At 60.4% G+C, this 26,961-nt stretch carries 25 protein-coding genes and 2 pseudogenes; 7 read left to right on the forward strand and 20 right to left on the reverse strand.

The genetic code is table 11. The annotated features are described in order from the left end of the window. Positions 1-217 precede the first annotated feature (217 nt). The 11 genes from QSV46_RS06300 to QSV46_RS06350 form a co-directional block, all read right to left on the reverse strand. On the reverse strand, positions 218-694 hold the full coding sequence (locus tag QSV46_RS06300) for an Lrp/AsnC family transcriptional regulator (protein ID WP_314948078.1): 477 nt from the start codon (positions 692-694) through the stop codon (positions 218-220). 28 nt (positions 695-722) lie between these two features. Beyond that, entirely contained in the window at positions 723-1,385 is a 663-nt protein-coding gene (npdG, locus tag QSV46_RS06305; protein WP_314948079.1) for an NADPH-dependent F420 reductase, read from the reverse strand. Between the two features lie 185 nt (positions 1,386-1,570). Further along, on the reverse strand, positions 1,571-1,804 hold the full coding sequence (locus tag QSV46_RS06310) for a MoaD/ThiS family protein (protein WP_314948081.1): 234 nt from the start codon (positions 1,802-1,804) through the stop codon (positions 1,571-1,573). Next, entirely contained in the window at positions 1,801-4,074 is a 2,274-nt protein-coding gene (locus QSV46_RS06315) for a xanthine dehydrogenase family protein molybdopterin-binding subunit (RefSeq protein WP_314948083.1), read from the reverse strand. Before QSV46_RS06315 ends, QSV46_RS06310 begins: the two co-directional genes overlap by 4 nt. Further along, positions 4,071-4,565: a (2Fe-2S)-binding protein gene (locus QSV46_RS06320; RefSeq protein ID WP_409997150.1), complete on the reverse strand. Its 495-nt coding sequence runs from the start codon at positions 4,563-4,565 to the stop codon at positions 4,071-4,073. The genes QSV46_RS06315 and QSV46_RS06320 overlap by 4 nt, the downstream gene beginning before the upstream one ends. Beyond that, complete coding sequence (locus QSV46_RS06325; protein ID WP_314948086.1) at positions 4,562-5,437, reverse strand: xanthine dehydrogenase family protein subunit M; 876 nt, start codon at positions 5,435-5,437, stop codon at positions 4,562-4,564. Before QSV46_RS06325 ends, QSV46_RS06320 begins: the two co-directional genes overlap by 4 nt. Continuing rightward, positions 5,427-6,473 carry an LLM class flavin-dependent oxidoreductase gene (locus QSV46_RS06330; protein ID WP_314948088.1) on the reverse strand — a complete coding sequence of 349 codons (1,047 nt, stop codon included), beginning with the start codon at positions 6,471-6,473 and terminating at the stop codon, positions 5,427-5,429. The genes QSV46_RS06325 and QSV46_RS06330 overlap by 11 nt, the downstream gene beginning before the upstream one ends. Before the next feature lie 59 nt (positions 6,474-6,532). Further along, positions 6,533-6,853 carry a hypothetical protein gene (locus tag QSV46_RS06335; protein WP_314948091.1) on the reverse strand — a complete coding sequence of 107 codons (321 nt, stop codon included), beginning with the start codon at positions 6,851-6,853 and terminating at the stop codon, positions 6,533-6,535. Beyond that, positions 6,835-8,418: a hydantoinase/oxoprolinase family protein gene (locus QSV46_RS06340; protein WP_314948094.1), complete on the reverse strand. Its 1,584-nt coding sequence runs from the start codon at positions 8,416-8,418 to the stop codon at positions 6,835-6,837. Before QSV46_RS06340 ends, QSV46_RS06335 begins: the two co-directional genes overlap by 19 nt. Beyond that, the gene (locus tag QSV46_RS06345) at positions 8,415-9,491 is read right to left on the reverse strand and encodes a DUF917 domain-containing protein (RefSeq protein WP_314948096.1); all 1,077 of its coding nucleotides are present in this window, start codon (positions 9,489-9,491) and stop codon (positions 8,415-8,417) included. The genes QSV46_RS06340 and QSV46_RS06345 overlap by 4 nt, the downstream gene beginning before the upstream one ends. Before the next feature lie 44 nt (positions 9,492-9,535). Next, positions 9,536-10,333 carry an IclR family transcriptional regulator gene (locus tag QSV46_RS06350; protein ID WP_314948099.1) on the reverse strand — a complete coding sequence of 266 codons (798 nt, stop codon included), beginning with the start codon at positions 10,331-10,333 and terminating at the stop codon, positions 9,536-9,538. 123 nt (positions 10,334-10,456) lie between these two features. On the opposite strand from QSV46_RS06350, the gene QSV46_RS06355 reads away from it, so the two are divergent. From QSV46_RS06355 to QSV46_RS06375, 5 genes are read left to right on the forward strand one after another with little or no spacing between them, the layout of a single operon-like run. Then, positions 10,457-12,082 carry an ABC transporter substrate-binding protein gene (locus QSV46_RS06355; protein WP_314948101.1) on the forward strand — a complete coding sequence of 542 codons (1,626 nt, stop codon included), beginning with the start codon at positions 10,457-10,459 and terminating at the stop codon, positions 12,080-12,082. A 36-nt stretch (positions 12,083-12,118) separates the two neighbouring features. Beyond that, positions 12,119-13,135, forward strand: a complete 1,017-nt coding sequence (locus QSV46_RS06360) for an ABC transporter permease (RefSeq protein WP_314948103.1) — start codon at positions 12,119-12,121, stop codon at positions 13,133-13,135. Continuing rightward, complete coding sequence (locus tag QSV46_RS06365; RefSeq protein WP_314948106.1) at positions 13,135-14,022, forward strand: ABC transporter permease; 888 nt, start codon at positions 13,135-13,137, stop codon at positions 14,020-14,022. The genes QSV46_RS06360 and QSV46_RS06365 overlap by 1 nt, the downstream gene beginning before the upstream one ends. Continuing rightward, positions 14,019-14,996, forward strand: a complete 978-nt coding sequence (locus tag QSV46_RS06370) for an ABC transporter ATP-binding protein (protein WP_314948109.1) — start codon at positions 14,019-14,021, stop codon at positions 14,994-14,996. The genes QSV46_RS06365 and QSV46_RS06370 overlap by 4 nt, the downstream gene beginning before the upstream one ends. Further along, on the forward strand, positions 14,965-15,960 hold the full coding sequence (locus tag QSV46_RS06375) for an ABC transporter ATP-binding protein (protein ID WP_377830675.1): 996 nt from the start codon (positions 14,965-14,967) through the stop codon (positions 15,958-15,960). Before QSV46_RS06370 ends, QSV46_RS06375 begins: the two co-directional genes overlap by 32 nt. Before the next feature lie 639 nt (positions 15,961-16,599). Here QSV46_RS06375 and ald read toward each other — a convergent pair. Next, entirely contained in the window at positions 16,600-17,712 is a 1,113-nt protein-coding gene (gene ald / locus QSV46_RS06380; protein WP_314948115.1) for an alanine dehydrogenase, read from the reverse strand. Positions 17,713-17,913: 201 nt separating this feature from the next. Between ald and QSV46_RS06385 the strand changes: the two genes are divergently transcribed. Continuing rightward, positions 17,914-18,129, forward strand: coding sequence for a hypothetical protein (locus QSV46_RS06385; RefSeq protein ID WP_314948117.1), 216 nt, complete (start codon positions 17,914-17,916; stop codon positions 18,127-18,129). 410 nt (positions 18,130-18,539) lie between these two features. Here QSV46_RS06385 and QSV46_RS06390 read toward each other — a convergent pair whose 3' ends face one another. Further along, positions 18,540-18,779, reverse strand: coding sequence for a hypothetical protein (locus QSV46_RS06390; protein ID WP_314948120.1), 240 nt, complete (start codon positions 18,777-18,779; stop codon positions 18,540-18,542). 14 nt (positions 18,780-18,793) lie between these two features. Here QSV46_RS06390 and QSV46_RS06395 point away from each other — a divergent pair. Continuing rightward, positions 18,794-19,160: pseudogene (locus QSV46_RS06395) on the forward strand (translational GTPase TypA); the annotation flags it as partial. A gap of 185 nt (positions 19,161-19,345) precedes the next feature. Here the strand turns inward: QSV46_RS06395 and sfnG are convergent. The 7 genes and pseudogenes from sfnG to QSV46_RS06445 all read right to left on the reverse strand — a co-directional run bounded on the left by sfnG (position 19,346) and on the right by QSV46_RS06445 (position 26,876). Continuing rightward, a pseudogene (gene sfnG, locus QSV46_RS41385) lies at positions 19,346-20,439 on the reverse strand (dimethylsulfone monooxygenase SfnG). Between the two features lie 42 nt (positions 20,440-20,481). Beyond that, positions 20,482-21,273 carry an ABC transporter ATP-binding protein gene (locus QSV46_RS06420; RefSeq protein WP_314948133.1) on the reverse strand — a complete coding sequence of 264 codons (792 nt, stop codon included), beginning with the start codon at positions 21,271-21,273 and terminating at the stop codon, positions 20,482-20,484. 20 nt (positions 21,274-21,293) lie between these two features. Next, entirely contained in the window at positions 21,294-22,643 is a 1,350-nt protein-coding gene (locus QSV46_RS06425; protein WP_314948136.1) for an ABC transporter substrate-binding protein, read from the reverse strand. An 83-nt stretch (positions 22,644-22,726) separates the two neighbouring features. Continuing rightward, positions 22,727-23,785, reverse strand: a complete 1,059-nt coding sequence (locus QSV46_RS06430) for a branched-chain amino acid ABC transporter permease (RefSeq protein WP_314948138.1) — start codon at positions 23,783-23,785, stop codon at positions 22,727-22,729. Between the two features lie 3 nt (positions 23,786-23,788). Then, complete coding sequence (locus QSV46_RS06435) at positions 23,789-24,670, reverse strand: branched-chain amino acid ABC transporter permease (protein WP_314948141.1); 882 nt, start codon at positions 24,668-24,670, stop codon at positions 23,789-23,791. 7 nt (positions 24,671-24,677) lie between these two features. Further along, positions 24,678-25,448 (reverse strand): ABC transporter ATP-binding protein, encoded by a 771-nt coding sequence (locus tag QSV46_RS06440; protein ID WP_314948144.1) that lies wholly within the window; start codon positions 25,446-25,448, stop codon positions 24,678-24,680. Positions 25,449-25,454: 6 nt separating this feature from the next. Then, entirely contained in the window at positions 25,455-26,876 is a 1,422-nt protein-coding gene (locus tag QSV46_RS06445; RefSeq protein ID WP_314948147.1) for an LLM class flavin-dependent oxidoreductase, read from the reverse strand. Between the last annotated feature and the right edge of the window lie 85 nt (positions 26,877-26,961).

Genomic DNA, 26,961 nt, shown 5'->3' on the forward strand with positions numbered 1-26,961 from the left:
CTCATGTTTCTGGCGCGTGGGCATCTCACCTCGAATACGATCTCGACGACCTGCCCCTCAGTTTTATATCTCGTGTACTTCTTCTTGAGCATCGTCCGCCCGCCAAGGCTTGCGGACAAGTCTTTGAGGTTGGAATACTGCAGGCGTTCTGACGCGGGTTTGCGACCGCCTGCACCGTCTCCTGCCTTTATTACGAGCTCCGCTGCGCGACCGCTTGCTAGCCATGAAGCGCCGCCGGAGAAATCGACCGCTTTATGACGGTACGCATTGCAAAGCTCGATTGCAGTCTTGCCACACCGGGTAGCCGCGACAAATGCTGCTTATGGATGCGTTCGTAGTCCTCCATGTCGCGAGCCAGCACCAAAAGCCGATAGTCGTCCGTGCCAGAGATCAGATGGCAGGCGATAACGTCGGGGCACTTCTGGATCTCGGTCTCAAAAACCCTGAGCGCATTCTCACTTTGGCGGTCGAGCGTGATGTGGACGATCACGGTCAAGGGAAAACCAAGCGAGTTTGCATCGATCTCGACAGAGTAGCCCTTGATGATCCCGGCTTTCTCCATTTGCAGTACGCGCCTTGCGCAAGACGTTGCCGAAAGACCGACACGTTCAGCAAGTGCCAACTGACTTATTCGGGCATCCCGAATGAGTTGGCTTAAGATTTTACGGTCAAGAGGATCGAGGGCTGTGAGCATCGTCGCGAACGCCCCTGCGGTTTTCCATTTACGTCAGCCCGGAAATTGTGATGCCGGCACCCTTCACCTTGTATTTGCGGTTGATCGCGATCAGAACGGAGGTGAGAGCCTCGGCTGCGGCCGAGTTCGCGAGCGCACCGCCATCGATGCCGCGATTGCTCACCGCATCCGCCAGCAGCATCACCTCCTTGCGGGCCTCCGGGTCGTCGCTGAACACGAGGACGTCGCAGTCTGCCTTGCCTCCGGCATGGAGTTTCTGTGAGCCAACATTGTGGAAGGCGCCGACCACCCGCGAACTCGGATCAAGGTGCGATTGCGCGACCAGGGCAGCCGACCCGCCGCTCGGAAGTTGAACAACAGACACCTTCGGCGGCACGAGCGGCACGACCGCCGTGACAACGATCTTGCCTTTGGCCGCGTCCTTGATCTCGGCCAAGCTTGCCTCGTAGTTGGAGAACGGCACGGCAACGACAACAATATCGCTCTTCGCCGCGGCGACAGCGTTGGTGTCACCGCTGACATTGGCGAACCCGTCCGACTTCAGGAGCGCGACCGCATCCTGAGCGCGCTCAATCGAGCGCGATCCAAGGATCACGGAGTATCCGGCGCGGCTCCAGCTGCGGGCAAGGCCCGATCCGAGGTCTCCAGTGCCGCCGACGATCGACAAAGTCGGAAGGGGCGCGTTTGACATTTGTATTACACTCCTTTGCTTTCGGCATGGCGTCTTGCCGCGAAAACATCTGCTTTGCTTGAGCCCGCCGCACCGTATTCACACAAGGCCGAACACGACACCGCCTCTTAACGTGAACGAACTCTTCAGGGCCGGCGCGGCCGTAGGTCGACATTCTCAGTCTCTCCCTGACAAAGGAGTTCCTGCTAGCCGCCCTCAAGATAGGGAAAGAAATTGAGCTCAGCCCCCTCCTTGACCTCAGCCGATAACGGCACGACCGTGTCACCAATTGATGCGAGCCAGACCTCATGCTCGGCGCTCAAGGAGTCGATCACCTTGAGAATTGTCGTCCCCTCGGGGAGGTCAAGCTGAATGGATCCGACACCGCCGGGCAGGAACCGGCGAAGATTTCCATGCATGTTGACCTCGACGCGGATCATGGGTGCCGGGCTCGCATTGTAGCAGCAATTTTTTCAGCGGTCATCGGCAGCGAATTTGGCCAGCAGCCGATCGCCGCTGCAATCGCATTGCCGATTGCGGCCGGTGGTTCGATGCAGGGTGGCTCGCCGACGCCCTTGGCGCCGTAAGGACCGGCTGCGGAGCGGCATTCGATGATAATGCTGTCGATGTCCGGGACGTCCATTGCCGTCGGCATCTTGTAGTCAGTCAGGTTCGCATTCATGACGCGCCCGTCCTGATAAACGATCTCCTCCGACAGGGCCTGACCTATACCCTGCGCCACTCCGCCCTCGATCTGGCCTTCGATGTAAGTCGGATTGATTGCATAGCCGACGTCCTGGGCTACGACATATCGATTGATCGTCACCTTGCCCGTGGCTTGATCGACCGAAAGGTCGACGGCATGGGCATGGTAGCTCGGTGTATTCCATACGGGAAGCGGATGGTTCTTGACGCGTGTCGGATCATAGGCTGGCGCGGGCGAAATGGCCGTGCCATGCGCGATGAGCCCGCCCCCGGCGAGACGAGAGATGCGCGCCAGCTCCGCGATCGAAATCGACTTGTTGCCGGCGACGACGTGCTTGTCCTGCAGCTTCATGTCCTCGATCGGCGCCTGTAGCTGGTTGGCTGCAAGCTCGAACATCTGGCGTCGTAGCTCACGAGCGGCAGCCAGACACGCATTTCCGACGGAGAACGCCGTGCGGCTACCCTGAGCGCCGTAGTCGAACGGCGCGGCCTGGGTGTCGACACCTGTCACGTTGATGTCGGTCAGATCAAGGGACAATTCTTCGGCAAGCACTTGAGCAGCACCCGTGAGGGCGCCAGTGCCAATTTCGACGGCGCCGCTGACGAGTGTCGCACTGCCGTCGGGATTGATCTTGACATAGACACCGGAAGAGCCCCCGGTCGTCATCCACCAGCTGCACGCAATGCCCTTGCCGCGTCCAGGCTCGGGATTGCGATCGTGCCAGCCGATCGCATCGGCCGCCTTGCGCAGACATTCCTCAATGCTCACGGACGTGTGCGTCTCGCCGGAAGGACCTGGATCTCCCTCCTTGACGATGTTGCGCAGGCGCATTTCGAGAGCATCCAAGCCGAGATCCTTCGCGATCATGTCGATCTGGCTTTCCATCGCGAAATTCGCCATCGGCCCCGCCGGCGCGCGGAACGAGCCCGAATGGACCTTGTTCGTGTAGACAGCGATGCTTTCGAACGCGAGCGCTCCGGTCTTGTAAGGACCCGCCATGACCTGAAGTGCGATTGCGGCTGTGCCGGGACCTGAGCCTGCATAAGCCCCACAATCCACGATGATCCTGCCGCTTCGGGCAAGAAGGTGCCCTTCTTTGTCGACGGCAGTCTTGAGCAGGACGACGGAAGCCTGACGGGGAAGTGCCGCTGTGAGCTCCTCCTCACTCGTCGACATCACCTTGACCGGGCGCGCGGTCTTGCGGGCGAGGAGAGCTGCGAAATGCTCAACACCAATCCTCAGCTTGCCGCCGAAGCCCCCGCCAATACCTGGCACAGTCACGCGCACCCGCGCGGCCGGCAGATCGAGGATTTCGGCCAATGTCGTTTGCGTGTCAAACGGCAATTGGGTGTTGCACCAGACCGTCACGATCCCGTTGGCGTCCCAGTCGGCGGTCGCAACCCGCGGCTCGGTGTATCCTGGATGCTGCAGCGAGGTTGTGAACCGATGCTCGTAGACCTTATAAGCCCTGGCGAAGGTCTCTTCGACCTCGCCGACGTGAATACGGGCTTGTCCTGCGATATTGCCTTTGCGCGAAATGATCGGCAGCGCCTTGTAGCTTTCCCAATCCGGATGGATGCGGATATCGCTTGTGAGCGCCTCCTCCGGATCATACAGCGCCGGCAGATCCTGGTATTCAACCGTGATGGCCTCAATCGCGCGCTCCGCGATTTCGAGGGAGGTGGCAGCAACCGCGGCGATTGCATGTCCCATGAACAGGACGCGATCGGTTGCGAACACGGTCGTATCGCGTACCGCCGCTCCGTAACGGACCTGCGGGATGTCAGCGGCGGTGATAATGCCACGCACGCCGGCGATTGCAGCGGCGCGCGAGGTATCGATCCTCTTGATCAGCGCGTGCGCGCGAGCACTGCGCAGGATCTTGCCGTAGAGCATGCCGGGCAGCTTGAAATCCGCAGCATAAACGTGCTTTCCGGTAACCTTGCCAACACCATCCCGCCGGGGCAGGCGGCGACCGGCGACGCGATGGGTATGAGCGTTCATTGCTTCTCTCCCGAGAGTGCGATGCGGTCTGCTGCGGTTGCCACGGCATCAACGATCTTGCGATAGCCTGTACAGCGGCATAGCGTCCCTGCGATGGCTTCCCTGATCTCGTCGCGCGAGGGTCGGCAGCCCGGATTTTCATCCAAGAATGACTTTGCCGTTAGGATCATTCCCGGGATGCAGTATCCGCACTGAACGGCGCCGCATTCGATGAACGCCTCCTGAAGGGGATGCAGATTCTCGGGATCGCCGATCCCCTCGATCGTCGTGATCGAGCATCCGTCGATTTGGCCTGCGAGCAGGATGCAGGAGTTCACGGCCCTTCCATCGAGCAGCACCGTACAGACGCCGCACTCAGCTTCCAGGCAGTTTTCCTTGGTGCCCATCATGCCGATCTCGTTGCGCAAGACCTGCAGCAACGTCCAATGGGGCTCAATGAGCAGCTGGTGGCTCTCGCCGTTGACAACGATATTGAGAATTGTTCGGTTCATTGATCCTGTTCCCGAATTCGTTGCAGACAGGTCTCAAGCGCGCGCTCGACCATGATCGCGACAAGACCACGGCGATAGCCGGCCGACGCGCGGACATCAGAGATCGGACTGGACGCCTCTGCCGCAAGCCTGCCCGCCTCCGCAAAGCTTTCCTTGCCGGCGGGCTTGCCTAGGAGATAGCTCTCCGCCTGCTCGGGCCGGAACGCCTTTGGGCTCGCGGCCCCGATGGCCAGGCGCACCGAAGCGCAGCGCGATGTGGAAGCCTCCAGCGTCAAGCAAGCCGCGACGCAAACGACCGATATCTCCATGGCCCGCCGGCGTCCTTCCTTCAGGAAGGCGGTTGCGGATCGGGTTGGAAGCTTGGCAAATCGGATGCTTGTGACGATCTCGGCGGGCAGGAGGCCGGTCTTTCCCGGACCGATGATGAAGTCGCGTAAGGGGGCAGAGCGCCGTCCATCGGGACCTGTTATGTCGAGACTGGCATTGAGCGCGAGCAGCGGCGGCACAAAGTCGGCGGCAGGCGAAGCATTGACGATGTTGCCGCCGATGGTTGCGATGTTTCGTACCTGATGGCCACCCACGACGCTGGCAGCCTCCAGCAGCGCCCGCAAATTACCCCGAAACGCAGCATGGGTTTCGATCGTGCGGTACCTCGTCAGCGCGCCAAGGGTTAACGCTTCGGCGGTCTCGGTGATTTCGCTCATGCCGGGCAGGCACGCGACATCGATCAGATGTACGGGATCGATCTTCTTCCGATTGATCTGGATGACTGTATCGGTCCCGCCCGCAACATAGCGCGCGGTCGGCGCAAAGCGTTGAGCAAGGTCGATGGCTTCGGTGACGGTAGCCGGGCGATGAAGATCAAAGCTCATGGCCTGCTCCCTGCTTGTCCTGGGCAGCAGGCCACACCTCGGAGCCCATCTTGGCGATTGTGTCCTCGATCGCGCCTCCTTCGGGCGCGAAGGGCATGATGATGATCCCGTCGACGCCGGCTTGGCGCAACTCGATCACGCGCGCGGTCACCTCCTCGACATTGCCGGCCAGAGTGAAGGCGTTGATATGGCGATCGGTCACATATGGCAGCAAAGGAAGATAAGGCGTCACGCCGGCGGCGTAATGGGCGCCCTGAACCGAGGCGAGTGCGTCCTCCGGCAAGGTAAGCCCCTGCTCTTCGGCCGTTTCAAATTTGAGACGACCTGCGCCCAGCAATCTTGCAACCGTCGGCCGGAGCGTGTCACGGGCGGCCTGACCGTCTGAGGCGATACAGGCATTGAGTCTGACGATCAGCCTGACGGATTTGGGATCGCGGCCCGCCTTCCTCGCCCCGTCATCCAGTCTCGCACGGAAGGCCTTGACTTCGGGAGCATTGCCCCCTGCCTCCATGAACGCGGCATCGGCGCAAGCGCCTGCGGTTCGTTGGCCGAGCGGCCCGTTGCTGGCCACATAGATCGGGATATCTGCACGAATCGGAGCGAAGTTCAGCTTGCCCTCCTTGAATTGAATGACCTCTCCGTCGTAGGTGACGGTTTCGCCGCGTAGGAGCATGCGAATGACCTCGATCGCTTCGCTGATCGCGCGCGCGGGCTTCTTGCGATCGATGCCGAGCTCGGCAAAGCCGGAAATGCCGGCACCGATGCCGAGGATCGCGCGCTTGTTCGAGATTTCGTCGAGCGTTGCAATCGCCATGGCCGTCAGCGCCGGATGTCTGGCGTAGGGGTCTGTCACGCAAGGCCCGAGCCTGACCCGTGACGTATTTTGCGCAAAATATCCCAGGCACGAATAGACCTCCCGATAAAACCTTTCATCGGCAAGCCAGACCGTATCGTATCCGCTCGCTTCGGCGAGCTTGACGCGATCAAGCATCTTGACCATGGGCGCGTTGCCGAGAATTAGCAGATCGAGGGTCATCTTGGTGTCCTGTTTGCGCTTACGTCTTGGATCAGGCAGAGCTCAACCGGGCGAAGAAGTCATTCTATCTCGTCGCTGACGAAATAGATGTTCTTTGAGCGATCGAGAAACTTGCCATAAAGCTCCTCTCGCAGCGCAACACCGGCAGATGAGGCAAGGTCCTTGTCGTGTTGCTCCAGGCTCTTGACTTCGATTCTTTCGATGTACTGCCACGTTGCGTTCTCGGCGCCCTGGATGGGGCGGCGAATGCGATGAACTTTGTAGCTCACGTAATTGTCGAGGCTACGCACAAGAGCGTAGTCGCGCTCGCGGACCCAGGCCTCGTATTCGACTGGATCGACACCTTCCTTGAGCGTGCTGATTAGGAAACGGACTGGCATATGACTTTCTCCTTGGCTGTTTGCTCAATGCGGGTTGATCTGATATCGCCGACGACCTTGACACGGACGCGCATGGCATTGCCGGGCAGATATGCGATCGGCGTATCCTCCGCCTCGACCAGGGCCAGCGATTCCGACTCCGCGCCGGCCTCCACCGCTCGGGATTCGGCAAGCTTGCGTGCTGAGCCGACGGCCTCCTCTCGCGACAGCCCCTGGAAGACCTGATCGACTTCACCACTGATCTGAGCGATGGCTGCGCCAACCGCGTTCGCGCAGCCCCCGTGCTGAACGCGCACCACCTGCCCGACGCCCTGCAATTCTTCCGGAACAAGAAAGGCGCCCCCACCGACCGCGATGAGCGTGACGTCTGAAGCGCTTGTCTTCATCCGGTCGACGTTCGCTTCCAGCATCTCCTTGCAGCGGCGCAGAACCCTCTTCACGTCATCGACGGTGATGTGTGCCACACGCTTGCGATCGCCGAGGTCGATCAGTCCGGCGGCAACGCCGATGTCGGTCGAGGTCACGCTATTGCCGCCGAACACAAGCGCTTCCGAGGACAGGCGGTACCCAACACTGAGCGGCCCGATCGTTGCCGCTTCTAGGTCGATATGGCTGCCGCCACCAAGTCCGATGGAAACGAGATCCGGCATGCGGAACAGGGTCCTCACGCCTCCAATGTGAACGACGGTGTTGGCTTCACGGGGAAAGCCGTTCCGCAAAAAGCCAAAATCGGCCGTCGTGCCGCCGACATCGACCACCACCGCATCTTTGAGCCCGGAAAGATAGGCCGCACCCCGCATCGAGTTGGTCGCACCGGAGGCGAAGCTGAACACCGGATATGCGGCGGCACGAGAGGCCTCCGCGACGGTGCCGTCATTTTGCGTGACATAAAGCGGTGCCTTAAGTCCGACCTTTGACTTGGCATGCTCAAAGGCCGTGATGGTCTTCTGCGCAAGCGCAATGAGAGAAGCATTGAGGATTGCCGCATTCTCGCGCTCGAGCAATCCGATCCCGCCGAGCAGATGTGCGCAGGTCACCGATGCATCGGGAATCTCCTCGCGCAGGATGGCGGCGACCGCTTCTTCGTCGGACGGATCAAGGGGGGAGAACAGTGCGTTGACCACGACATAGTGGAGGCCGAGGTTACGGATTTCGCGGGCAATTCGCCTGGCGGCGGCAACATCCAAAGTGGCGAACCTGCGGCCGTCGTAATCGTGGCCGCCTTCGATTTGCCAGACCCCGCCATTGGCGAGCTCAGCCAGGTCAGCCGGCCAATCGGTGAAGGGGGGCAAAGAGCTCGTGGCGGGGAGCGCGACCCGGATCACCGCCACTTTGGTCAAATGACGGCGCTGAACGACCGCATTGATGAAGTGGGTCGTACCAATCATTAGCGCGTCGATACTAGTTGCAAGTTCAGCGCTCAGATCGAGTGCATCGATCGCCGCAGCCACACCGCTGGTGACGTCGGCCGTGGTGGCGACTTTCACGCCCTGCACGACTTTTCCGCCGTCGATCAGCACGGCGTCCGTGTTGGTCCCACCTACGTCAATACCAATGCGTCTCATGAGCAGAATACCGACTTGAAATCGATGTCATAACCAAAGGCACGGGGACCGACATGGTCGAGCCCGCGCGGCGAGAGGAAGACTGGAGCCGCTGGCAGCGCGATCACCGTCGTGCGTTGCCCGTAGCGAATGGTTTCCGTTCCGATCGCCTCGCCGGATTCGCTGTCGAGAACGCAAATGAGGTCTGGCGTCGAGACGAGCGCCTGCCCATGGCGCCAGACGACGATCCACTCGTTCTGGAAGTCGATCTGGATCTGGCTGCCATGATCATCGCCAAGCCCCTCCACGACAGTCCGGCCGCGCAGGAAGCCCTCCGTTGTCCGCCGCTCGACCTCAACGACCTTGCCAGCGAACAGGAACTTGCCGGATTCCGCTTTCAGAATGGCCGCGATCGGGTCGGCATGCTGCCGGTTGGCCTCGGCAACCGCCCGTCCGAGGTTGATGGCCTTGGATGTGGTGCGGGGAATGGCCCATTTTTTCACTTCAGCACCGGAGCGCGGCGCCTTGCAGGTCGCGACAATGGATCCGAACTCGGTACAAAGTTTACGACTGACACGCTCCATCCATTTCCAGGAGGAGGTTTTGCCAACGATGGCCTCATTACCTCGCGGATCTACCGAGGTCAGCGGATAGGGAGCGAGATTGCCGACCGCAAAGCTCGTCATCTGCGCTTCGGGATAGGCCCGCCCCATTGCATCGGCATCGACAACTGGAATTTTCAGGTGAACGGCCGCGAGCAAGGACTGCATGCCGTTGCCGCCACCGATTTCGACGGCCATGACCGCTCTGAACTTGCGGTCAAGATGCTCTTCCATGGCCGAAACGGCGCGAGCGATCAGCCGGCTGTCGACCAGACGCTCCTGGAAAACAAGCGGAGCGCCCATGATGGAGACAACCGCGATCGCATCATCATCGTCCAGCTCGTCGGGATCGATCAGGTCGAGGCGAACGCCGTCATCGTAGAAGCGCCGCAAGTTCAGCAGCGCGTGATACGGGCTCCCGCCGCCGCCGGTTCCGAGAATCCAGGCACCGACCGAGAGCGCCTCGATATCCTCTGGACTCAATTGTTTCATCTAGAGCCTCCGAGCCGCATCCATCGCGGCGATAAAAAAACCGATCACGCAGCAACCGGGCCGCCACCGCCAAGGGCGGGCTGCGCCCGCTGCAAGAGAAACTGATCGCCGAAGCGGTGCGCGATGCGCTGGGCGGCAGTCGTAAGCAGCGTGATCGCGCGATTCCTCTCCTCATCGCTCATGTGCGAGGCCGGATAGGAAATACAGAAGCCCACCGTGTCGCCGATTTCAGGATCGGAGACGCTCACTGATATCGAACCGACCCCGGGGATCGCCTCATCGAGGGCCTCGGCCCAGCCGAACCGGCGTGGCCGGTCCAGCGCCGCCACTAACTCGTCGACGTTTTGAGGCGCGCGCGGCGAAGGCGGAGTGAGGCCTTCAGGATGAAGGGAGCGCACCACACTATCCGGAAGGCGCGAGAGCAGACTGCGCCCAATCGCCGTCGCAAATGCAGGGGCACGCTGCCCAAGCGGCGTAAATACGCGCAAGGCGTGAGACCCCTGATGCATCCGGATGACCAGGACATCCGCACCATCAAGGATCGAGACATAACCGGTATGCCCGGTCCCTCGGGTGATCTCCCTTACGGCCTCATCGACCGCATCGATCAGCGAGGAGTTCAGCTTGTAGAGGCGCGAAATCTCGAAAAGCAAGTTTCCGACCTTGTAGCGCGGCGGATTCTCTGAGCGCGACAACAACCCCTCAAGCAGCATCGTCTTGAGCAGCCGAGATGCCGAACTTTTAGGCATATTCAGCAGCTGCGAGACCTCTGTCACCGAGACTTCAAGCCTACCCGGCCCGAAAAGCCTTAGGATTTGTGCTGCGTTTTCGATAGAGCCCACTTTTTAATCACCGTGTTTCATATATTGAAACTCAGTTGACAATAACAGGACGATGACAATAATGCAAGCCATCGCGCACCGGATGGCCGGCAAATCTTTCGCGCAAAGCAGGAGGGGACTGAGATGACAAGCGACACGCGCCGTCGGGAATTCCTGAAGTTTGCGGCCAGCAGCGTCGCGGCCGTCACGTTCACCGGCACGGCTCGTTTGGCTGCCGCGCAAGAAAAGCGAACCCTGACAGTCGCCTGGGATGCCGACATCGACACACTCGACCCGGCCTCCTTCAAGACGTCGGCCGGCTACACCGTGCAGGCCAACGTTTACGACAGTCCGCTGATGTGGAAGGTGCAGCCGGTCGAGGGAAAACCGGGAGTCTCGCAATCAAAGCCTGGCGAGATCGAGGGCGGCATCGCCCAGTCCTGGTCCTTCGAAAATGGCGGCTCCACGCTCGTGCTGAACATCCGCAAAGGCGTGAAATTACCGAGCGGCCGCGATGTCAACGCCACGACCGTGAAGTATCTCCTCGACCGCGGGCTGCAGTCGCCCGGTTATATGCGCCTCCTGTTTCCGCGGCTTCTGGGGGTGACGAAGCCCGAGCAGTTCAAGGTGCGGGACGAGTCTACAATCGAGATCAACATGCCCGCGCCAAGTCCGATGGCGCTGGACATGATGGCGCTTATGAATAACGCGATGCTTGATCCGGATGAGGTCAAGGCGAATGCGACGGCGGACGATGCCTGGGCTGCAAACTGGTTGAAGCGAAACACCGCCGGGCTCGGGCCTTATCAGCTGGTGAAGAACCAGCCGGGGGTCGAGGTCGTCCTGGAAGCGCAGACCGATCACTGGCGTGGCCGGCCGTACTTCGATCGGGTGGTCTTCAAATATGTACCGAACGAAGCCGACCGCGTGCTGCTGCTCAAGCGCAAGGCCATCGACATGGTGGTCGGTAGATCAACCCTGTCTCCGCGCAATGTGAAGGCACTCGAGGCGGAGCCAGGTTTGAAGACCGTTTCCGTGCCCGATACCCTGTGTCACTGGCTTTGCATGAACACGCAGAAGGCGCCGCTTGACAATGTCAAGGTACGCCAGGCGATCAATTACGCGATCCCGGTTCAGGCCATCATCCCGAGCGTGCTGTATGGCTTTGGCACCGAGATGAAGAGCCCTGTGCCGAGTTTGACGCCTGGTTACGACAGCACGATCAGTCCCTACAAGTACGACATCGCAAAGGCCAAGGAGTTGATGCGCGAGGCCGGCTTCGGCAAGGAGCCGATTCCGATCGACCTTGCGGTACGCGCCGGATGGCAGCCGCATGAGCAGGCCTCGGTCTGGCTTCAGACCGAGCTGGAGAAGATCGGCTTCAAGGTGAGCATCGTCAAGGAAACCGAGGCCACCTTCCGACAGATCGCAACCAAAGGCGATCACCAGCTTTCGATCGAGTCGTGGCAATCCTGGATCAACGATCCCTTCTATCATTTGTTCTTCAACTTCCACAGCACAGCGAAAGGCACCAACAGCTCATTCTATTCCAATCCGGAAGTTGACAAGCTGATCGATGAGAACATGCACGAAACCGATACCAGCAAGCGTCTGGCGGCGGCAAAACGCCTGCAGGAGATCGTCATCGGCGACGCCGTCTGGGGACATCTCTGGTACGAAAACTGGACGCGCGTCATGCGATCCGACCTCGTTGGCATTGAGAAGCGCTGGGATAGTTATGAGCGCTTTTTCAGCATGAAGCTCGCCTGAACACGTCAATCTTCGTCTCGATGGGAGATCGCTTCAATGGGTTTTTTCAATTATGTGATGCGACGCTTTGCGCTGGCTCTGCCGACCTTGTTCGGCGTCAGCGTGATCTGCTTCACCCTCACCTACCTGCTCCCGGGCAATCCGGCCATGGTGAAGGCGGGCCCCTTTGCCACACCAGAGCATCTGGCAGTGATGGAGCACCAAATGGGCCTGGATCGTACGTTTCCAGAGCAGTATTACCGCTATGTCTCCGGCATCTTCAAAGGCGATCTTGGTGAGAGTGCCTCGACGGGGCGGCCGGTGTCTCTGGACTTTTTGCAGCGCCTGCCCGCCACTCTCGAGCTCAATCTGGCGAGCCTTCTCATCGCGATCGTGATCGGACTGCCTCTCGGGGTCTTATCTGCGGTGCATCGGGACACATTGATCGACCATATCGGACGAGTGGTCGGCATCATGGGCGTCGCGATGCCGAGCTTCCTGACGGGGCTCCTGTTCGTTTACGTCTTCTTTTACATGCTCAACTTGGCCCCCTCTCCGCTTGGACGCCTGGGATCGGGCATCGAACCTCCCGCACAGATAACCGGCCTTTATGTGATTGACTCCCTGATTACCGGCAACTGGACCACTCTACAGTCAAGCCTGCATCAGCTCATGCTCCCTGCAGCTACCCTCGGGCTCAGTGCGATCGCGCCGGTCGCCCGCATGGTGAGATCCACCATGCTTGAGATCCTCGAGTCCGATTACATCAAGGCAGCGTGGGCGGCCGGATTGCCGGCGCGAACGGTGATCTACAGGGATGCCCTGCGAAATGCGCTCATACCCGTCATCACGATTTCCGGAATCGTTTTTGGATTTCTGATGGCCGGAAATGCGGTCGTCGAAAGCGTGTTCTCGTGGCCGGGTATCGGCAATTACGCGGTGACTGCATTGCTCACGAAGGATTCGGCTCCAATCCAGTCCTTCATCCTCTTCGTCGCGGTGACGTGTGTCATGGTCAACCTGGCCGTCGATATTGCGTACGGCCTTGTTGATCCCCGGATAAGGTTCAGCTGATGTCCTCACCATTGTCTGTGTCCAGCTCGATTTCGCAACCAGCGGCTTCGTCTCTGACGTGGCGGCGGCTTCAGCGCAATCCCATCTCGTTTGCGGCCCTGTGTGTCATCATGCTGATCGCAGCGGCCGCGATATTGGCGCCAATCCTAGCGCCCTACGCGCCCGATGCCACCGACCCTGCAGCCTCTCTGCAGCCGCCCTCCTGGCATCATGCGCTTGGCACTGACGAGTTCGGCCGCGATCAACTCTCGCGGATCATTTTTGCCGCACGTGTCGACCTGCTGGTTGCCTTTGCGGCGACGTTTGTCGCCGTTTCCATCGGTGGGCTGCTTGGAGCCGTCGTCGGATACAGCCGAGGCTGGGCTGATACGATCGCGATGCGCGTCGTCGACGCGCTGATGGCCTTCCCGGCGTTCGTATTGGCCATGGGCATCACGGCGGGGCTTGGCAATTCCACCACGAATGTCGCCATTGCCATATCGATCACGCAAATCCCGGCCTACCTGCGGCTGACGCGTGGGGAGATGCTTCGGCTTCGTGAGATGGAATATGCCGATGCTGCTCGCACTCTCGGTAATCCAACCTGGAGGATTGTGCTCATTCACCTGCTGCCCAACTGTCTTCCGCCCCTGATCGTCCAGGCGACCCTCTCGACGGGCTTTGCACTCCTGACGATGGCCTCCCTGTCTTTCATAGGCCTTGGAATTCAGCCGCCGCAGAGCGAATGGGGCGTCATGACGGCGGAAGGCGCCTCGCAGATCGTCACGGGAGAATGGTGGCTATTCCTGTTTCCGGGCCTTGCGATCATGATTTCCGTTCTCGCATTCAACCTTATTGGCGATGGACTGCGTGACCTTCTGGACCCACGCATGAGGGGACTGAGATGACCGAACTTCTTGAAATCTCTGATCTGACGGTTCATTTCGAGATCGACCAAGGCGCAATTAAAGCTGTCGATCACATCAACCTGACGATTCGCCGAGGCGAGGTTCTCGGATTGGTTGGCGAGTCTGGCTCGGGCAAGTCGGTCACGTCTTTCGCGGTTCTGCGACTGATCCGTCCGCCAGGACGTGTGGTCTCGGGAAAGGTCCACTTTGAGGGCGTGGATCTTGGCACGCTTCCTGAGGACGAGATGCGGCGGATGCGCGGCGCCAAGATCGCCATGATATCGCAAACGCCGCGAACCGCGCTCAATCCGCTACTGACTGTTGGAAAGCAGATTTCACGCTTGCTGATGGTCCACGCAGGCTTGTCGGCACGCGAGGCGAACGAGAGGATGCTGGAGATGCTGCGCCTTGTCCACATCCCGGCGCCGGAAAAGCGAGCCAAGCAATATCCGCATCAGCTTTCGGGGGGGATGTGTCAACGCATCATGATCGCGATGGCGCTTGCGACCTCACCTCAGCTCCTGCTCGCGGACGAGCCGACGACCGGGCTCGACGTTTCGATCGCGGCCAAGATTCTCGATCTGCTGCGCGAATTGAGCGCGAAAACAGGTGCTGCGATCATGCTCGTTACGCACGATCTCGGCGTCGTTGCCGAGATATGCGACCGCGTTGCCGTTATGCATGCGGGCCAGGTGGTTGAATGCGCTCCCGTACGGGAGCTGTTCCATAATCCCGCCCATCCCTATACCAAGGCGCTCGTCCGGTCGATACCGAGGGTAGATCGGGACGTCGTTCTCGAGCCCATACCCGGGTCGGTCCCTTCGCTGGTCAACCCGCCGAGCGGGTGCCGTTACGCCGGACGCTGTGAGTGGGTGATGGACCGCTGTCGCGCTTCGCGCCCTGTCATGGTCGAGGCCGGTCCCGGCCATGTTGTTGCATGTTATGGATTCGAGGAACGCCGTGGCACTCATTGAGATTCGTGATCTGCAAATGCACTTTCCGCTCGGCGGGATGGCCAGCACACTCGCGCGCCTTCGCGGTCAGAAGCAGCCCGTGGTGCGGGCGGTCGATTCCGTCTCCTTCGACGTCGAGGCCGGCGAAACCGTTGGCTTGGTCGGCGAGTCCGGGTGTGGAAAATCGACCGTTGCGCGTTGCCTGGTCCGGCTGCTTGAGCCGACGGCAGGATCCGTCCGCTATGATGGCAAGGAGATAGCGACGCTTGATGCGCATGCCATGAAGCCTTTGCGCCGCGACATCCAGATGGTATTTCAGGATCCGACTGCCTCGCTCAATCCCAGGCTGTCGGTGAGGCGGATGGTCGAGGAGGCGCTCATGCTTCACACCGAGCTTCAGGCAAAGGAGCGGCGGGAGCGCGTTGAGGAGCTCATGCAGGAGGTGGGACTAGGCCGCGACCAGTTGGACCGATATCCGCACGAGCTTTCGGGCGGTCAACGCCAGCGGGTCAATATAGCCCGGGCAATTGCAACAAATCCCCGATTTGTTGTTCTTGATGAGCCAACCTCCGCACTGGACGTGTCGCTACGCTCGCGCGCGATTCTCTTATTGGAGAAACTGCGCGAGCAACTCGGTTTGTCCTATCTTTTCATTTCACACGATCTGGCTACAGTGAAGTACCTCGCAAGCCGCGTTGCAGTGATGTATCTCGGCAGCATTGTGGAAATGTCGAGTACAAAGGATCTGTTTGAAAAACCGTTGCATCCCTACTCGCGAGCTTTGCTTGCGGCCGTTCCGATTCCGGATCCCGACGCAAGGCGCGAGGATTTCGCTTTGTCGGGGGAGATTCCAAGCCCTATCGATATCGCGTTCGGATGCACGCTGAGGGGGCGCTGTCCATTGGCCAAGCCTGTCTGCGCAGAAAGACGACCGCCTCTGAAGGAGATTGCGCCCGGCCGGTCCGTCGCCTGTCACCTGGTCTGACAAGGTCTTCCCTTTGTCCTAGGTGCGCGGTCCTGAGGAGCTGCAATTCGAGATGGCGACTGACCGGTTTGTTTTGGCGGCATTCAAGCCGGCTGTGAGCGCGGCAGATTGTGAGCGCTTCGAACGCGAAGTGGATTATGTGATTACTTAGAAGTTGGAGACCATCGTAAGCTATCGCACGTACAGCATCACCGAACCTGGTCTCTGGTGGGCCATGGGAGGATATCGAGCGCATCGACTGGCTGATCGCACGGTCTACGAAGCTGAACTCGCCGCCGTCGAGAACGAATCTTCTACGAGAAGTATCTCGACAATCCAAGAACAGTATATGTCTGATCGGAAGTCATGAAGCTCGTAGCGAGCTTGGTGTGAGTGCCTCTTGCGCGTCAACTCCTCCCGCGGGGCGCGCCGCAGAATGACCTGGGGTGAGCTCGTTTCAGAGCTCACGGCGCGGGCCGTAGTTGGTCGATTTGTTCTCAACGCGCGTTGGAGCAGCTCAACGAAGAAGCTTGACTGCGCCCGGTCAGGCTATTGAACTTTCGCTGCTGCAACCGGCCGTCCGGTACCTTCACCTCAAAAAAAGGCCACTCCGAGGAGTGGCCAAGTCAGGGAGGAAACGTCCCATAGGGACCTCTGGGATCAGGCCGCAGCCTGTTCGATCGGTGAGAATGGCAAGCCAAGACTCTCGGCCACGGCCTCGTACGTGAGCCGGCCACGATGGACATTAAGGCCTGCCCGCAGATGCGGATTTTCGACCACCGCCGCAAAACCCTTTTTGGCGAGAGCCAACCCAAACGGTAATGTGGCATTGTTCAATGCCTGACTCGAAGTGAGCGGGACGGCTCCGGGCATGTTAGCGACGCAGTAATGAATGACGCCATCGACCTCGTAAGTGGGATCGGCATGCGTGGTCGGTCGCGACGTCTCGAAGCAGCCACCTTGATCGATGGCGACGTCAACGATCACGGACCCCTTGCGCATCGAGCCTAGCATGCTGCGGCTGACAAGCTTCGGCGCGCTCGCACCGGGCACGAGGACCGCGCCGATGACCACGTCGGCTGCAAAGACCTCCTCTTCGACAGCATCGATCGTCGAAAATCTGGTTCGAATGCGACCTCCAAACAGCTCATCCAGTTCGCGAAGACGTGGGATCGAGCGGTCGAGGATTGTGACCTCGGCGCCTAAGCCTGCCGCCATTCGTGCCGCATGAGTCCCAACAACGCCGCCTCCAATCACGACGATGCGAGCCGGCTGCACGCCGGGAACGCCGCCGATCAACAGTCCCCGCCCGCCGGTATAGCGCTTGAGGGCGCTGCCTGCCGCTTCAACCGCAAGTCTTCCGGCCACTTCGCTCATTGGCGCAAGCAGTGGAAGCCCACCAAGGGCATCCGTTACGGTCTCATAGGCGATGGCAGAACATCCCGATTTCAGGAGTCCTTTCGCTTGTTCCGGGTCTGGCGCCAGATGCAGGTAGGTGAAAAGGATCTGATCCTCGCGCAGCTGAGTCCACTCGGAAGGCTGCGGCTCCTTCACCTTTACGATCATCTCGCTTGATGCAAACACCTCGCGAGCCGAGCCCACAATCGTTGCGCCCACCTTGCGATAATCGTCATCCGTCGCGCCGATTCCGGCACCCGCATTGGTCTCGACCAGTACACTGTGCCGGGCAGCCACATATTCGCGGGCCGCGCCAGGGGTCAGACCCACGCGGTATTCGTGCGTCTTGATTTCCTTCGGAACACCGACCTTCATGTGCAAGCTCCTCATCTTAACGCCCCTCATTTAGCCCAAGAGGGAGTTTGTTTTTCTGCAAACTCGCTAAGCTGGAACGAAAACTTGCAGAACTTTGGGCATTTTTGGCACTGCTACGCAGGATTCCACCCAAATGGGTGCGAGGCTCGCGTCAGTCGGACCGGCTCTCCAATCGAAAGGGATTGTTCAGCGCTGCACTCGATGCGGCGTAAGACCACAACGGCGCAAGCGCGGCGGCGACATCTCGCGATCGGCGTCGGGCTTGAGGCTGGGCTCGCCATCGATGCCATCGCCGACGGCCTGGCTGAACTGCTTGATAAGGCAGTTGAGGCGGCGTTGAGCGGCGACATCGATAAACTGGTCGATGCGCTCGGCGGTCTCGGGGAGTGGGCAGCAATATCGAGCAGGCGTTTGTAGCGTTCGACTCCATTTCTGGATGCCCCCGCTGAGAGCCTCCGTTCGGAACTGCACCCATAGCGCGGCGGTGTCGACTAGCGGCCAGTGGCATCCGCCCGTCACCCTCGCCGCTAACGATGGGAAAAAGGCCGGCAGGCCGAGCAGGCCTCTGGGCTCCAAAGCCCTGGCCCCTGCTAGTCCGAAGCGCTGACGGCCTCGCCATTGTAACAGAATTGGCGAGGCCGCCTGGCCACTGGCGCAGGATGGAGCCTTCCGGGCACCACGCCCCAGCCCCTTGTCAAGCCTGGAGTGCAACGTTCGCGGTAGAATAGCGTTTGCAGTGCCAAATCGGCCCCCGTGCTGCGTGGAGGTCCGCACCTTAATCCGCAGCACGGGGGCAGAGCGTATCGGCGCCGCCGCCGACAGCAGCGTCATGATGCACGTGCCTCGAGCCTACGATAGATGCCGTTGTCTGTCGCGCAGCTATACAGCAGTGCCACGCCGAACTGTTGGCCATCAGCCTTTGCCACTACCGATACGAACAGAGCGCGCTCGTCCGGTTCGCCGACTTCGGCGCTCCAACCGGCTTCACGCAATGGCCGAACCAAATCTTTGATGCAATCCTCTGACAGGAGGGCCTTTCGCAAGAGCACGCCGTCATCAGTCGGCATCTCCGGCACAAGACGTCCGTGTTTCCAGCGGCCAGGGCGAAGCGGTTGCTTACGCGATGTTCAAGCTGGAGGATCGCGGCCCGATGATGATCGAGCCGGGCTGGAAGGTCTACAAGGGCATGATCGTCGGCGAGCATACCCGCGACAACGACTCGAGATCAACGTACTCAAGGGCAAGCAGCTGACCAACATCCGAACCACGTCGAAGGATGAAGCGGTGCACCTGACCCCGCCGATCCGCATGACGCTGGAAAAGGCGCTGGCCTATATCGAGGACGACGAGTTGGTCGAGATCACGCCCAAGTCGATTCGCCTGAGCAAGGGCACCTCGACGCCACCGACCGCAAGCGTGCTAAAAATACTAAGGAGGCAGTGGCCTAGTTGTCCTAACATCGCACAATAATGCGATCGATCAGCAAGGATCAGCTCGACCCAGTCCGTCTCAGGGCCATCGAGGCGTTCTACCAAACATTTTGACACGAGCCCCAGGAAAATTGGGCAGTGCCGATCGATCATGCCGCCAAGCGCTACGCTTCCCAGGGCTTGTTTTGGATTGGCCTGTGCTCTCAGCTCATTCCTTTTCCAGACCTTGATACAGCCGGCTCAAGCAGGTTCGCTTCGTGGGTCCTACCGTCTTTGGCCGGGTTGAAGAGCGGAATCACCTCGCGGCCGAACGCCGGCAGTTCGTCGGTGAAATTCAAGGCGCAGAGGATCATGTCGACACCGATGGCCTCATAGGCACGGATGCGTTCCGCGATCAGCTCGGGAGGACCGAACAGACGCGTCTTGAAACCGTCGTTGGGCTGGACAAGATTGCGTCATTCGAATGCGCCCACATTCCGATCTTGTCCGCAGTCGATGCGCCAGCCTGCTTCACCTGTTCGGCGAAGGCCTGCACGATCTCGGGGTCGGCGCCGGCGATGATCGCTTCGAGTTGCTCGAGCGCTTCCCGCTCGGTCGGCCGCTGGATGATGAAGCCGTTGAGCCCGATCTTGACAGTGCGGCCTTCCGCGTTGGCGAACGCGCGGACCTCGTCGATCTGCTGCTTGGCGCCTTCCACTGTAACGCCATTGAGAAAATACCAGTCCGAATATTTCGCGGCCATTTGGCGCGCGCGGCCTTGGAGTTGCCGCCCTGGAAATCTCGGGGTGCGGCTGCGAGATCGGCCTCGGTTTCAGCCAGGCGTCATGCTATAGAAGTCACCTTTGAAGGTGGAACGGTCCTGCGTCCAGAGCCCCCTTGAGCACCTGGATGAACTCTTCCGAACGGCGGTACCGTTCGTCATGATCCAGCCAGGGCTCGCCAAAGGCACGAAACTCATCCTTGAACCATCCGGTGAGAATGTTGATCGCGAACCGCCCCTTCGAATAGACGTCGATCGTGGCCCCCACTTTCTGCGATCATGGCCGGGTGCCAGAAGCCGGTGTGAATTGCGCTGATGAGCTTCAGGCGCTTCGTGTGGGCGGAGAGCACCGCCGTGCAGGTGATGGCCCCCTGCTGCAACTCCCAGCCATGGCTCGCGACGAAGCGCGCCGGCGCAAGTTCATATTCGAAGCCGAGCCCTTCGGCCTCGCCGGCGAGCGAGGTATTGTAGTCGAGCGTCCCGGTCGGTCCGCTGCGGAACGTCGCTGATGACGAAGCCGCCGCTGCCGAGCGGCATCCAATATCAGAAACGAATAGTTATGACGCGCTGCTCCTACTCTCATATGACCGGAGTTTGGACTGGTTCAGCAACCGCCGTTCGGGTTGTTGCGGCACCGAGATAGAATTCGGCAACGTCGTCCCGTTCGGCGAGAACGGCCGCCGTGCTTGACGCGGCGACCCTGCCGTTCTCGATCACGTAGCCGTGATCGGCAAATCGAAGAACGAGAGGAGCGTTCTGCTCAGCCAGCAGAAAGCTGACACCCTCGTGCCTGTTGAGATCGCGGATGATGTGGAAGATCTCCTCCACGATGATCGGTGCAAGACCCATAGAGGGCTCGTCGAGCAGAACGAGGGTCGGACGCGTCATCATCGCGCGCCCGATCGCAACCATCTGCTGCTCGCCGCCTGAGGTCAGGCCGCAACGCGCGCTGCGGCGTTGCTTGAGCCGCGGAAACCAGGAATAGATGCGTTCGAGATCGTCGGCGAGCGCACGACGGCTCGGCCAGCGCACAAACCCGCCAACGAGAAGATTTTCCTCGACCGTGAGTTGGGGAAAGACGTGACGGCCTTCGAGTACCTGAACCACTCCCCTTGCAACAAGATCGGCCGGATCAAGCCGGTTGGTCGCCTCGCCGCGCCAGGTGATTGCACCACGGCTCAAGTGGCCACGCTCGGACCCAAGCAGGTTCGAGATTGCCTTCAGTGTGGTGGTCTTCCCCGCACCATTGGCGCCGAGAAGAGCAACGATTGATCCCTCTTCGACCCTGAGCGATACGCCGCGCAAGGCCAGGATCGCGTGACTGTAGAGGACCTCAATGTTATCGACTTCGAGAAACTGCGACGTGGTCATGGCGATCCTTCAGAGTAACATCAGTTGGTTGCATCGCGCGGCGTGATGCCCTTCTCCTTTGCGTAGGCGGCGGCGCGCTCATAGATCAGGGGCAACAGCAATTCCCGGTCGGATTTCACCCAGCCGTTGGACACCACGTTCCATTTCTCGCCGTCCCACTGCAGCACCTTGCCGGCGCCACCACCCTCATGGTCTTTCGCCGAGAGTTTCAGCGGCTGCTGAAGACCGGTGGCACCGATTTCAGCAAGACGCTTCTCGGAGAGATCGAGATGCTCGAGGCCCCACTGCGCCTCCTCGCCATTGATCGGCCGTACGCCAAAATGCGCCTGTGCAGTCCGGATCGCCTCCACCGCGATGATCGCCTCGTCGACGCCCGAATTGTAGTAGACCGAGCCGAAGCTCTTCGGGTCCTTGAGATCGCTGAGACCCTTGTCGAGAATGTATTCCTTGAGCTTCTGATGGATCTCGAAATTGGCGCCGGCGGGGAATGGCGTGATCGCCAGGTAGCCCTTGGCCACGGCGCCGGCGGGGCGGACGTCTTCCTCGGAGCCCGACCAGATGCCACCAATGATGTGATCGACCGGAAAGCCCACCTTGGCGGCGGTCTTGATTGCGACGGGCGTCATGACGCCCCAACCTCGCAAGAACACCCAGTCGGGCTTGAGCTGGCGGATCTTGGCCCATTGCGCCGATTGCTCATTGCCCGGATGCGGGACCGGAATCTGGATGTCCTCGAAGCCATACGTCTTGGCAAGATGAGCAAGCGGGACCTGGGTCTCCTTCCCATAGGGCGAGTCGTGGTAAACGGTCGCGATCTTCAGGCCCTTCAGCTTGTCCTTGCCGCCGACCTTCTCCGCAATGAAATTGACCGCCGAGGAGGCTTCGTTCCAGAAGCTGAAAACGACGGGGAAGCTATACGGGAACACTCGCCCGTCGATTGCCTCTGTGCGGCCGTAGGCGATCGTGACGAGTGGAATCTTGTCGGCCACCGACTTCTCGGTCAGCGCCTTCGAAATCGGATCGCCATGCGGCAGGAAGATCGGGACCGGCGACCCGTTCTTGCCCGCCTTCACCCGTTCATAGCACTCGATTCCCTTTTCGACTTCCCAATTGGTCTCGCACTCGTCCCAGACCAGCTTGATACCGTTGATGCCGCCTTCGACCTCGTTGATGTAGCGGAAGTAATCGATCTCGCCGGCCCAGGCCGGAATGCCGCTCGACGCATAGGCTCCGACGCGAAAGGTCGCGAGCGGGAAGTATTGCGTCTTCGCATCTTCCGCCGAGGCCGGAACGTCAACGGCGACTGACAGAACGAGCGCCGCCAGCCCGATCGCCCTGCTCGTGATCCGCTTCTGCTTCCGTAGAGACATACTGCTTACCCCCAATTTGATTGCAAAGTTCAAGTTCGACCGTGCGTGTGGCTCACGCCCACGTGTGATGAATTCGTTGTTTGCTAGCGCTCGAACCGCGAAGCCAGTTGCGTCCATGCTCGCGACAGCAACGCTGCGAGCCCTCTCGGCTCCTTGATCAGGAACCAAACGATCAGCGCGCCGAATAGCGCCTTCTGAAGATTTTCGAGTTGTCCGGGATCGATCGCGCTTCCGAACACTCCGCCCCCGACATGATCGAGCAGGATCGGCAGCAAGATCATGAAGGCAGCCCCCACATAGTTGCCACTGATGCTGCCCATGCCGCCGATGATGATCGCGAACATCACCTGGAACGAACGATCCAGATTGAAGCTCCGCGCATCGACCGTGCCGAGATAAGCAAAGGCCCAGAGCGCACCTGCGATCCCGATCACCAGCGAGCTCACGAAGAACGCCTTCAGCTTTCCGGTCGCCACGGGAATGCCGATGACGGAAGCAGCCGTATCCATGTCTCGGATCGCCATCCAGGTTCGTCCGGTCTGACTGCGCACCAGCCGGATCGCGACCACCGTGACGATCGCAACCGTCGCCAGCGTAAGCAGGTACCGACCTGTCGGACTCGACAGATCATGGCCCAGGATCGCAAGCCTCGGCGCCGAGATCGAACTCGATGTCGAGTAGTTCGAGAACCAGCCATATTGATTGAACAGCCACTCCAGTACGAACTGTGCTGCCAACGTCGAAGCGACCAGATAGAAGCCCTTGATGCGCAGGCTTGGCAGACCTACGATGACACCGACCAACCCGGAAATGATGCCTCCGAGCAGCAGGCTGACCGGCAGAGGCAGTTCGGGCAGCCGCAGGAACATATTATAGCTTGCGTAAGCGCCGACCGCCATGAAGCCGCCACTGCCCAGCGACGCCTGGCCCGCATAGCCCATCAGCAGGTTCAGCCCCAATGCCGTCAGAGACATGATCAGGAATGGGATGAGGACAGCGTTCAGCCAATAGTCATTCGCCACGAGTGGAACGGCGGCAAGTCCCGCAAGGAGCGCAACCGTAAGGGCGATGCGCAGCCAACTCCGCGCGGTCTCGTCGGTCGAGTCAAACCCTTCGATCGCATCGGTCCCGATCGACGCCATGCTTCATATCCTTTCGATCGGCGCATCCCCGAACAGGCCGGCCGGACGCACCAGCAGGAAGCCGAGGGCAAGCACATAGGAGAACCAGGTCGACACGCTGCCGCCCAGCAGGCTGGTGAGATAGATTTCAGCGAGACTGTCGCTGGCGCCGACAATCAGGCCGCCGACAATAGCGCCAGTAATCGACGTAAAGCCCCCGATGATCAGCACGGGTAGAGCCTTGAGAACGACAAGGGTGAGCGCAAACTGCACGCCCTGACGCGCGCCCCAGAGCAGGCCGGCTATCAGCGAGACGAACCCGGCGACACCCCACACGATCTGCCATAAGGTCTGCAGCCGAATTCCGATCGAGCGCGCAGCCAGCGGATCGTCGGCAATCGCCCGCAGCGCAATCCCGACACGGGTCCAGTTGAACAAGATCGACAGCGCGATGACGAGAACGCCTGCAGTGGCGGCCGCGACCAGGTCGAACTGGCTGACCTGGACCTCGCCGACCGTGATCGGCGTATCGACGATGCCAAGGTCGAGCTCGTGCACGCTGGCGCCCATCGCGATCTGCGCGATGCCTTCGATGACGAAGGAAAGCCCGAGCGTGGCCATGAACAGAGTGATCTGGGGACGGTTGACGAGCGGCCGCAGGACCACGCGCTCCACCGCGATCGCGATCGCAACCATGATCGCTAGCGTGATCAGGCCGGCCAGCCAGAAATCGATCCCCCTGTCGCGCAAGGTCACGAAGGTCAGGCCCGCGCACAGAACCATCGAACCCTGCGCGAAATTGAACACGCCCGAGGCCTTGTAGATCAGGACGAACCCGATCGCGACCAGCGAGTACATCACGCCTGCTAAAAGGCCGCCGACGAACGTTTCGACGAAGAAGCTCATCTCGACCTCAATGCACCGTGCCCAGATAGGCCGCGATCACATCCGGATTCCTGCGCACCTCTTCCGGGGTGCCGTCGCCAACCTTGCGGCCGTAATCCAGCACGACGACGTGATGGGAGAGGCCCATCACCACGCTCATATCGTGCTCTATCAGCACAACAGTGGTTCGGAAGGACCGGTTCGCTTCCAGGACGAAGCTGCTCATTTCACGCTTCTCGTCCTGGTTCATCCCGGCCATGGGCTCGTCGAGCAACAGAAGGCTCGGCCGTCCCACTAGTGCGCGGGCAAGATCAACCCGCTTTTGCACACCGTAAGGAAGCGTCGACACAACCCTATCGCGATGCCTGGCAAGATCCAGGAAACTAATGATCTCGTCCGCACGTCGGCCGAACGCACGTGTTTCGCTACGGTCGCGACCGAGGCCAAAGGCGTGTTCGATCAGAGTCGTGCGGCTATGCCTGATGAGCCCGGCCAGCACGTTGTCGAGTACGCTAAGATGCCTGAACAGCGCATTGTGCTGGAAAGTCCGACCAATCCCGAGATGCGCGGCGCGCGCGGGACGGATGCGTACGAATGTTTCACCGTCGAAGCTGACGCTTCCGCTGTCGGCGCGATAGACGCCGTTGATGATATTCAACAGCGAGCTCTTCCCGGCCCCGTTGGGACCGATCAGCGCGCAGATCTCGCCTCGCTCCACATTGAAGCTGAGTGCATTCAGCGCCTTGATCCCCTTGAACGACAGCGAGACGTCACGCAACTGCAGAATGGGCTCTGCCATCGCGCATCACGCTTCGACGGTCCGGCGCGGAGCCGCGACCGTCGACTCGCCCGCGCGGCGCTTCACCGCCTGGATGTCGCGATACGCTGCAGCCGGATGGCTCGACGGCAGATACGGCCCTTCTCCGAGCAGCTTCTCCCGCAGGGTCCCGGGACGATAGCTGGTCGGATAGACACCGCGCTTCTGCAGCTCCGGAACCAGCAAGTTGACCACGTCTTCGAAGGTCTCCGGCGTCACCGCGTAAGCGAGGTTGAAGCCGTCAACGTCAGTCTCCTCCACCCACTCCTGCAGGATATCGGCCACCGTCGACGCCGAACCGACAAACACCGGACCAAGTCCGCCGATGCCGCCCCAGCGCGCGAGCTCCTCGATGGTCCAGGCCTTGCTGCCACCCGCGAGATGATCCACGAGGGAAACGATCGCATTCGTCTCGACCTTTTTAACCAGATCGGTCGGCGCGTACTGTCCGAAATCGATGCCGCTCCAGCCGGACATGAACACCAGCGCGCCGTCATAGGAGGTGTATTGCTGATACTCCCTGAATTTGGCCTCGGCCTTCGCGTCGGTTTTGTCGACGATCACCGTGACCAGATTGTAGGTCAGGATCTTGCGTGGATCGCGGCCGGCTTCAACCGCGAGCCGTCGCACCTCCGCCACGTAGGATTTCAGAACCTGCTTGATCGGAGCGGCGACGAACACGCATTCGGCGTGTTCCGCCGCAAAGGCTTTGCCGGCCCCAGACGCACCGGCCTGGTAGAGGACCGGCGTTCGCTGCGGAGACGGCTCGCAGAGATGATAGCCCGGCACCTCAAAGTATTTTCCCTTGTGCTCGATCTCGTGGACCTTCGAAGGATCGGTGAATATCCGCTTCCCGGCATCACGCAGGACGGCCCCCTCCTCCCAGCTGCCCTCCAGCAATTTGTAGAGAACCTCGACATATTCGGTCGCCACCTCGTACCGATTGTCGTGGCGGCGCAACCCGCCCTGGCCGATGTTCTTGGCCCCGCTCTCCAGATAAGAGGTCACGATGTTCCAGCCGAGGCGTCCCTTGCTGTGGTGATCGGCAGTCGAGAGCCTGCGCGCGAAAGTATAGGGATGCTCGAACGACGTCGATGCGGTGATGCCGATGCCGAGATGCTCGGTCGCGAGCGCGATTGGCGCCACCAGCTGCAACGGATCGTTGACGGGGATTTGTGCCGCCTGCTCAAGCGCGTGGGATAGCGAGTTCTTGTAGACGTCATAATACCCGATGACATCGGCAATAAAGATGCCATCGAAGACTCCCCGCTCCAGCGTTCGTCCGAGATCCTGCCAATAGTCGAGGTCCTTGTACTTGTACGAACGGTCGCGCGGGTGCGCCCAGACGCCGGGAGACTGATGGCCGACACAATTCATGTCGAACGCATTGAACCGAATCTGTCGCGCCATTCACACGTCTCCGTCGCGTCGCCCTTGTTCATCCACGCAGCCATCTCGCCACAAAACGCAATCAATCGTCCATTGCGTTTATCAG

It is taken from the genome of Bradyrhizobium cosmicum (assembly GCF_032290525.1).
GTDB lineage: Bacteria > Pseudomonadota > Alphaproteobacteria > Rhizobiales > Xanthobacteraceae > Bradyrhizobium > Bradyrhizobium cosmicum_A.